Source organism: Amycolatopsis bartoniae, assembly GCF_014191255.1.
GTDB lineage: Bacteria > Actinomycetota > Actinomycetes > Mycobacteriales > Pseudonocardiaceae > Amycolatopsis_E > Amycolatopsis_E bartoniae.
The window spans coordinates 71999-78873 of the sequence record NZ_JACHWH010000016.1 but is presented as its reverse complement, the minus strand read 5'-3'; the positions used below and the strand labels follow the sequence as shown (position 1 = coordinate 78873).

Genomic DNA, 6875 nt, shown 5'->3' with positions numbered 1-6875 from the left:
AAGACTCCCGTGGCCACGTCGTCGCTGAACCCGAGCTGGAACTGGATCGCCAGCATGAGTCCTTTCTGGACGTCGCGGGAGAAGTGCCCGTCGCAGGGCAGGATGAAGAAGTTCGCCCGGCCGACGTAACGTCCGTTGAGCCACTGCTGCACCGAACGGATGTCCTCCCGGCCACCGGCGACCACGACGTAGGGGTCCATGTTGAGCAGCGCCTTGAACACCTTCGGGGTCAGGCCGCGGGGGAACGCGACGTCCACACCCATGTTGGTCTTGAGCTCGTCGACCGACGCCGCCACGCGGTCGTTGTACAGGCCGTCGATCTCGCCACCGTCGTAGCCCTTGCAGTACAGGCCGGACTGGACGATGCGCAGGAGGTTCGCGTAGTGCGTGCCGGCGTCGATGACCGGGTACTGGGACTGCAGCCTGGCGAGGGTCGCCGGGCCGAAGTTGTCGGACAGCGTCGTTAGGCCCAGCTCGTACTGCAAGGCCCGGGTGAGCGCGTACATGACCTCCCAGCTGGTCTTCCCGTTCTCCTCGACGGCCGGAATGCCTTCGACGCTGTAGGAGTTGATGAATCTCTGCGCTCTCAGTACGAGTTCGTCCATCGGTGCTCCCGCGCTCGGTCTAGTGTCCGGAAAGGACGGTCTCGGACTTCTGGAGCTGTTCGGCCGACGCGGACCGGTGGCTCCGCAACGCCTCGGCGTTCGCCGCCATCAGCTGCTCCTGGTAAGCGGTTTCCACCGCGACCCAGATCCCGTTGACGTCGTGCTGCGCGCGGCAGCCGACATCGGTGGTGGCGGTGTCGATCTCCCGCTGCGTGGCGACGTCCGCGCTGAAGGCGGGATCGTTGTTGGCCTGCCACGGATCACGGTAGTCGAAGCCGGCGGCGGCCATGCAGCTGCTCCACTTCGCGAACGCGGCTTTCACCCGGCTGTCCTGCTCCGCCAGGCTTCCGGCCGTGGCCTCCAGGCGGTAGACGAAGTTCTCGTCGCCCGGCTTGCCGTCCAGCCGCCTCCCCAGCGCGGTCCGCGCCTCGGCGCTGCACCCGCCCTCGGGCACGGCGACACCGTTGATCTTCGACTGCCCCTCGCCGTTCAGGACGCTCATCATTTCGGGCGTCCAGCTCGCCTGCTTGCTCTTCGCCTCTTTGACGCTGTTCGCGTGGTCGAGGTACCCGGCGGGTTTGTATCCGTACCGGGTTGCCAAACCCTGGTCGACGATGCCGATCACGCGGTTTTCCAGTGCGGGCTGGCCGGTCCGGTCGGGCAGCTCGTAGTCGAAACCGTAACGGCGCAGGCAGTCGCGCATCAGCACGTCGTCGGCGCGCTTGACGGAAAGCCGCTGTTCCGGGGTCTGGTGGTACGAATCGAGGGGGAACCGCAGGTCGTCGTAGGAGTCGACCTTCGGAATCGGTCCGATTGCCGGTTCCCCGGAAACGCCCCCGACGTCGGCCTGCACCGCGCCGCAAGCGGTGACGGCCACCGCCACCGCGGCGATGATCGGACACCAGACCGGTCTCATGCTCTTCATGAGGAAAACTCCTTCCCGTAGCTCGGGTCAGCCGTACCAGTAGTGCGATTCGGCCTCGTCGTTCTCCACCACGCCGACCCAGGACACCTTCTCCCCGCGAAACGCCTGCCAGGCCAGTGGTGCGCCGTACCACTGGTTCCGGAACGACCGGATGTCGTCGTACACCGCGGGTGCGCCGTTGTTGTGGTACGAAGAAGCGGCGTTCGCCGCCAGGTGGTCGTTGCCGCTGCTGGTGCACCAGTCGTTCCAGTAGGTCCCGTCGTCGCCGGGCCACCAGCAGATCGGGTCCACGAAGTTCACGTCGACCCAGATGCAGTAGTTCGTGTAACCGCAGGGACCCTGCGCCTGTGCCGTCGGCGCGCTCAGGACGGTCAGCGAGGACAGAACGAGAACGGCGAACGCTGTCGCTGTCGCTTTGGTGATCACGGCCACCTCCCTTTCCTCCGAGCCGAAGCATGCGCGCGAAACCGACGCTTGTCGTTGCGCGAGCGCGCACAACACTTCACTCCGAGCGCACTGCCGTGCCGACGGTCGCGGGGCGGAGTCCCGGTTCGCGACGAGCACGGGACGCGCCCGGAACCGGTCGCACCAGCGCCGACGGGCAGCCCGAACACCAGCCATGCCAGGGGTTCGAGCGTGCGCAGCAGCGAGACCTCGAAGCTAGACGCGTTGAGCACGGTGATCGCGAGCAGCCGAGGATGTGCCAGCGGTGGCGGCCCAGCACCGCCCGAGCGACTTCGGTCAGAACCGATCGAGGTTCAGGAGTGCCGCGGAGAGGGGTGTCTGGCCGTAGAGCACTTCACGACCGCGTCGCTTGGCGGTGACGAGCCCGGCGGCACGGAGAACGGCGAGATGCTCCGAGACCGTTGCCGGCGCGAGGTCGACCCGTTGGGCCAGACTGCGGGTGGTGCTCGGGATGAACGTTTCGGTCAGTACCGATGCGCGTCCGGAGCCCAGGAGGCGCACGATCGCGGGCGACTGTGTGGCCGGCTCCCAGAGCCGTGCCGTGCCGAGCATCGGGTAGACCAATGCGGGGGAGGTGGCGGAGGTGTTGTCGGTGGGCCCGATCCCCAGGTTCGGCCACCCGAAGGCTGTCGGCACGAGAATGAGGCCGCGACCGCGCAGGTCCACGGTACCGTCGCGGAAACCCGTGAGGTGCAACTCGTCGTTCTTCCAGGTCGCTCGTCGGTGAAGGTCCGCGAACAGTCCTTCCAGGCCGCCGTCTGCCAGCTGCCGCGCCCGGGTGGTGATGTCAGCGTCGAGCAGGCCGCGCATCCGGTCCCAGAGTGGCTCGACAAGTGCCCGCCAGGCCGTTCGCTGTTGCGCGACCAGGGTCTCCCTGGCAGCGACGGGATCGCCGGTGAGGGCGCGGTAGAGATCGCCGGGCACGGTGTGGCGGTCGAGGCGACGAGCCTGTTCGGCGAGCTCGGCGGCGACGACCGCGGGATCGGTGGCCCGGACCTGAGCCAGGTCGTCCTCGATCCTGGTGAGCGGGCTCGTCGGGCTCGGCCACAGGAAATCCGGGCCGTGCCCGTTGCTCGGCACGGCGAGTCCCAGCAGCCCCAGGTCGAGTCCGGCGACGACGGGCTCGACGTCGCGGAGCCACGGCAGGTACCACCCGTGGCGGCCCGGATCCTTGAGTACCAGAAGTGCCGACATCGTCTCTTGCAGCGGCGAGATCGCGAACCGGCACCGGGCCGCGTCTCCGCGCCCGAACTTCAACACCAGCGCCATCCCCGCGACGATACCCACGGATTCGGCCTGCACCGAATCTCAGCGTCCCCGGCCCCATCTGCCACATCCTCACGGTCATGGCCGAACCACCCTCGACGCCCATCCCCCCTGCTTCCCGAGCTCGCCTTCTGCGCGGCAATCCCGCGTTCCGGTCGTTGTGTGCGTCGCGAGCGGTGTCGTTCGTCGGCGACGGGATTACCACGACCGCTCTCGTCCTCCTCGTCGCCCCGCGAGATGGTCCCGCGGGGGTGGCTTTGCTGCTGTGCGCGAACGCGTTGCCGCGGCTCGGCGGACCACTGGCCGGAGTCCTCTCCGACCGCGTCCAGACACGACGGCTGATGATGCGGTGCGAACTGGCTTCAGCGCTGGTGATCGGACTGACCGCGGTCACGCTGCCGCCCTTGCCGGTGCTGACCGGACTCATGGTGTTCGCCGCGATCCTGGCGACCATCCGGAACCCGGCCGGCCGCAGCCTGGTCCCGGTCCTGGTCAACCCGGCCGACCGTGCACCCGCCAACGCCTTGTTCGGGCTGGCTCGGACCCTGACGCTCACTGTCGGCCCGGGCTTGGGCGGGCTCCTGGGAGCCGCTCCCGGAGGCGCCCACACCGCATTGGTTGTCGACGCGGGCACCTTCGTCGTGTCCGCCTCCCTGCTCACCGGACTCCCGGCCATCGCGCCGGTCCGCGATCCCACCACGGTCACGGGAGTGTGGGCCGAAGCGGCCGAGGGGCTGCGCTACGTCGTGGTGAACCGGCGGATTCTGATCCTGGTGCTCAGTCTCTTCCTGCTCGTCGCGTTCGCCGCGGTGGACAACGTGGCTCTGGTTTTCCTCACCGGAGACACGCTCCATGCGAGCTCGGCCGCGTACGGCCTGGCCGCCAGTGCGTTCGGCGCCGGGATGCTCCTGGCCTCACTCGCCTGCACCCGGCTGACACGCGGGCGAAACCCGATGGCTCTGCTGATCCTCGCCGTCGTGGCGACCGGCGTGGGCACCGTGATCAACGGCGTAGCTCCGGTTCTCGCGGTCGTCATCGCGGCACAGCTGATCGCCGGCGCCGGCAACGCCGTGGAGAACATCGGTTACGACACCGTCATCCAGGACCTGGTGCCGCGCCCGTTTCTCGGGCGGGTGTTCGGCACCGTGGGCACCGCGGCCCAAGCGGGAGCCGCCTTCGCCTACGCGTTGGGCAGCTTCCTGATCGGCCTGGCCGGTGCCCGCGCGACCTTCGTCCTCGCCGGCATCGGGACGTTCGCGGTCCTGATTCTCCTCGGCCGAGCGCTCCGGTGCCGGCCGCCGCCTTGTGCTCCTTGTGGACGGACGACTCAGCGGGGCAGGCCGAGCCGTGCTGCTGGCCGCGCGGTTCCTGACCGCGCTGGCGACCGGTGGCCGCGGTGGTGGCCACGCGCGCGGCGGGACCGGCTTCGAGCTCACGCGCGCTGGGCGTGGTGCTCGGCGGCGGGATGCTCGCCGTGCTCGCGGCGCTGCGCGTGCTGCTCGTCCGGCGGTTCGTCGCGCCGGACGGCCCGGACCGGCAGCCCGGCGCTGAGTACCGCGCGTTCGACTTCGGGACCGCGGTGGGTTCGGGGGCGGCGGGCCTCGCACTCGGCTCTCCGCTGGCCGAAGCCGGGCCCGCCGCGGTCGGCGCGGTGATCGCGGCAGCGACGGATCGTGCCACTCACCGGCCTCGTACTCGGCCGGCGCCGCCGGTCAGCCGCCGAGCCCACCCCCGTCGGGTGATGCGGCCGAATACGAGGGCACGCGACGACCCGGTTACGCCGTCAGCAGCACCTTGATGGAGCTGCACCCCGCATCATTCCGCCGTGTTTCTCAGTGGTCCGGGCTGCTGGGTGCGGGGGTCGCGCTGAAATTGTCCTGCCAGCTGGCTTGGGCGCCGGAGTCGCCGATGCGGTAGATGTCGTAGGACGCCGCGCCCGCGGCCACGACCGCCAGGACCGAGATCACCACCGTCACCGCGGTCGAGGCCGGGGCGAGGAAGGTCCGGCGGCGGGTGGCGACCGCCGTCGAGCCGGTGCCGGTGGTGCCGGGCTCCTGGGTGCGGAAGTGTTCGCGGTGGCGCCACCAGACCACGAGCGCGAGGACGGCGACCGGGATCGCGACGTAGAGGGCGGTGTCGCCGAGTTCGGTGTGGGTCCGCACCAGGGGCGTCCGGGCGACGCGGCGTTCCAGCCACTCGCCCGCGTCGGTGGTGATCGGGACCAGGACCACGACGAGGACGGACAGGATCGCGTTCGGGCCGGCGAGCTTGCGGCGGGCGGCGGGCCAGAGCGCGGTGAGCACGAGCAGCAGCGACGCGAGAGGCAACAGGACGACGATGGCGTGCACGAGCAGGATGTGGGCGGGCAGGCCGTTGAGGGTGGTCATGATGTCCTTTGTGGAGTGTGTTCGGAGGATGCGGGCAGGACTGGTTCAGGGCGCTCGTGCGAGGGCGGCGACGCGGTACCCGGGTGCGCGGGTGGCGACCCAGTGTTCGAGGTCGTGCCCGCCGCGGGCGAAGGCGGCGGTGGCGAAGACGTCGGCCCAGAGCAGGGTCGGGCCGGTGACGGTCACGGCGAGCAGCTCGCCGGGACGGCGGCCGGTGTGCGGGTCGACGATGTGCCGGCCGCGTTCGGTCGAGCCGGATGTCGCGACCCCGCCGGTGCGCAGTTCGAGGACGGTGAGGAAAGCGTCCGCGTGGCGGGGGTCCTGGATGGCGACCTGCCACGCCGGGTGCTGGGCGGTGGCGACGTGACCGGTGATGTCGCCGCCGGCGTTGAGGTAGTGGTCGACGCCGCGCAGGTGCGCGAGGTGGGCGGCGGCGCGCTCGGCCGCCCAGCCCTTGACCAGGCCGGACGGGTCGAAACCACCGGGCAGCCAGGCGTCGAAGTAGCCCTCGGTCCGTTCCCTGGCTTCTTCGCAGAGCGCCACGACTTCGGTGACCCAGGGGTGTCCGTGCTCGGGGGAGAGTTCGTGGCGGCGGATCGCGCTGACCTGGCTGTCGGGCCGGTAGGTGCTGAACAGTTCGTCGGCGGTGCGCAGGTGCTCGAACACCGCGGCGACGGCCGGGCGGACGGCGGGGTCGGTGTCGAGGTGCGAGCCGCGCAGGTGCAGGCTCATCTGGGTGCCCATGACCGGGTGGGTCCAGGACCGGCGTTGCCGGTGGGCGGTGGTCATCGGTGGGCCGCGTCGATCGCCGACTGCAGGGACTGCTGGTAGCCCTCGGAGGTGTAGGTGGCGCCGCTGACGGTGTCGATCCGCGCGCTCTGGGCCTGCAGGGTTTCCTGGTCGAGCTCGGGCACGGCGGTGGAGTTGATCCGGACGTCGCGGCCGCTTTCCTGCGGGTACTGGACGGCTTGGGCGTCGGTGATGCGGCCGCCGGAGATGGTGATCCGCACCTGCACGGGGCCGTACCGGGTGTCGGCGGCGCCTCCGGTGAACGTGCCGTCGCCGCCGGACACCGGGCCCGGGGAGACGGCGGCGGGCGGCGCCTGGCTCTCGCCGAGCGGACGCCCCACGGCGACCGGAGTCTGACCGGTGCTGGTGCGGTAGCTGAACAGCAGCACGACGACCGAGACGGTCGCCGCGAACGCGAGAGCGATCCTGCGCATCGGG

The 6875-nt window shown here is 70.3% G+C and carries 7 protein-coding genes and 1 pseudogene; 1 reads left to right on the top strand and 7 read right to left on the bottom strand.

The genetic code is table 11. From position 1 onward, the window contains the following. From FHX82_RS35300 to FHX82_RS35285, 4 genes and pseudogenes are all read right to left on the bottom strand, one after another. Positions 1–605, bottom strand: a pseudogene (locus FHX82_RS35300) (glycoside hydrolase domain-containing protein); the annotation flags it as partial. A 19-nt stretch (positions 606–624) separates the two neighbouring features. Beyond that, entirely contained in the window at positions 625–1530 is a 906-nt protein-coding gene (locus tag FHX82_RS35295) for a hypothetical protein (protein WP_145933667.1), read from the bottom strand. Positions 1531–1557: 27 nt separating this feature from the next. Continuing rightward, positions 1558–1956 carry a hypothetical protein gene (locus FHX82_RS35290; protein ID WP_145933666.1) on the bottom strand — a complete coding sequence of 133 codons (399 nt, stop codon included), beginning with the start codon at positions 1954–1956 and terminating at the stop codon, positions 1558–1560. A 315-nt stretch (positions 1957–2271) separates the two neighbouring features. Continuing rightward, positions 2272–3264 carry an ArsR/SmtB family transcription factor gene (locus FHX82_RS35285; protein WP_145933665.1) on the bottom strand — a complete coding sequence of 331 codons (993 nt, stop codon included), beginning with the start codon at positions 3262–3264 and terminating at the stop codon, positions 2272–2274. Between the two features lie 77 nt (positions 3265–3341). On the opposite strand from FHX82_RS35285, the gene FHX82_RS35280 reads away from it, so the two are divergent. After that, positions 3342–4916 carry an MFS transporter gene (locus FHX82_RS35280; protein ID WP_183177035.1) on the top strand — a complete coding sequence of 525 codons (1575 nt, stop codon included), beginning with the start codon at positions 3342–3344 and terminating at the stop codon, positions 4914–4916. 177 nt (positions 4917–5093) lie between these two features. Here the strand turns inward: FHX82_RS35280 and FHX82_RS35275 are convergent, their stop codons facing one another. The 3 genes from FHX82_RS35275 to FHX82_RS35265 are packed head-to-tail and all read right to left on the bottom strand — an operon-like array spanning position 5094 to position 6871. Beyond that, positions 5094–5648 (bottom strand): DUF2231 domain-containing protein, encoded by a 555-nt coding sequence (locus tag FHX82_RS35275; RefSeq protein ID WP_145933664.1) that lies wholly within the window; start codon positions 5646–5648, stop codon positions 5094–5096. 45 nt (positions 5649–5693) lie between these two features. Further along, entirely contained in the window at positions 5694–6437 is a 744-nt protein-coding gene (locus FHX82_RS35270; protein ID WP_229880223.1) for an FAD:protein FMN transferase, read from the bottom strand. Then, a complete protein-coding gene (locus FHX82_RS35265) occupies positions 6434–6871 on the bottom strand; it encodes an FMN-binding protein (protein ID WP_145933663.1) in 438 nt (145 codons plus the stop codon). Before FHX82_RS35265 ends, FHX82_RS35270 begins: the two co-directional genes overlap by 4 nt. Positions 6872–6875: the final 4 nt, after the last annotated feature.

Excerpts from the sequence above, each read along its gene's own strand:
- FHX82_RS35295 (WP_145933667.1), bottom strand. The coding sequence starts at position 1,530 with ATGAAGAGCATGAGACCGGTCTGGTGTCCGATCATCGCCGCGGTGGCG.
- FHX82_RS35285 (WP_145933665.1), bottom strand. The coding sequence starts at position 3,264 with ATGGCGCTGGTGTTGAAGTTCGGGCGCGGAGACGCGGCCCGGTGCCGG.
- FHX82_RS35280 (WP_183177035.1), top strand. The coding sequence starts at position 3,342 with ATGGCCGAACCACCCTCGACGCCCATCCCCCCTGCTTCCCGAGCTCGC.
- FHX82_RS35275 (WP_145933664.1), bottom strand. The coding sequence starts at position 5,648 with ATGACCACCCTCAACGGCCTGCCCGCCCACATCCTGCTCGTGCACGCC.
- FHX82_RS35270 (WP_229880223.1), bottom strand. The coding sequence starts at position 6,437 with ATGACCACCGCCCACCGGCAACGCCGGTCCTGGACCCACCCGGTCATG.
- FHX82_RS35265 (WP_145933663.1), bottom strand. The coding sequence starts at position 6,871 with ATGCGCAGGATCGCTCTCGCGTTCGCGGCGACCGTCTCGGTCGTCGTG.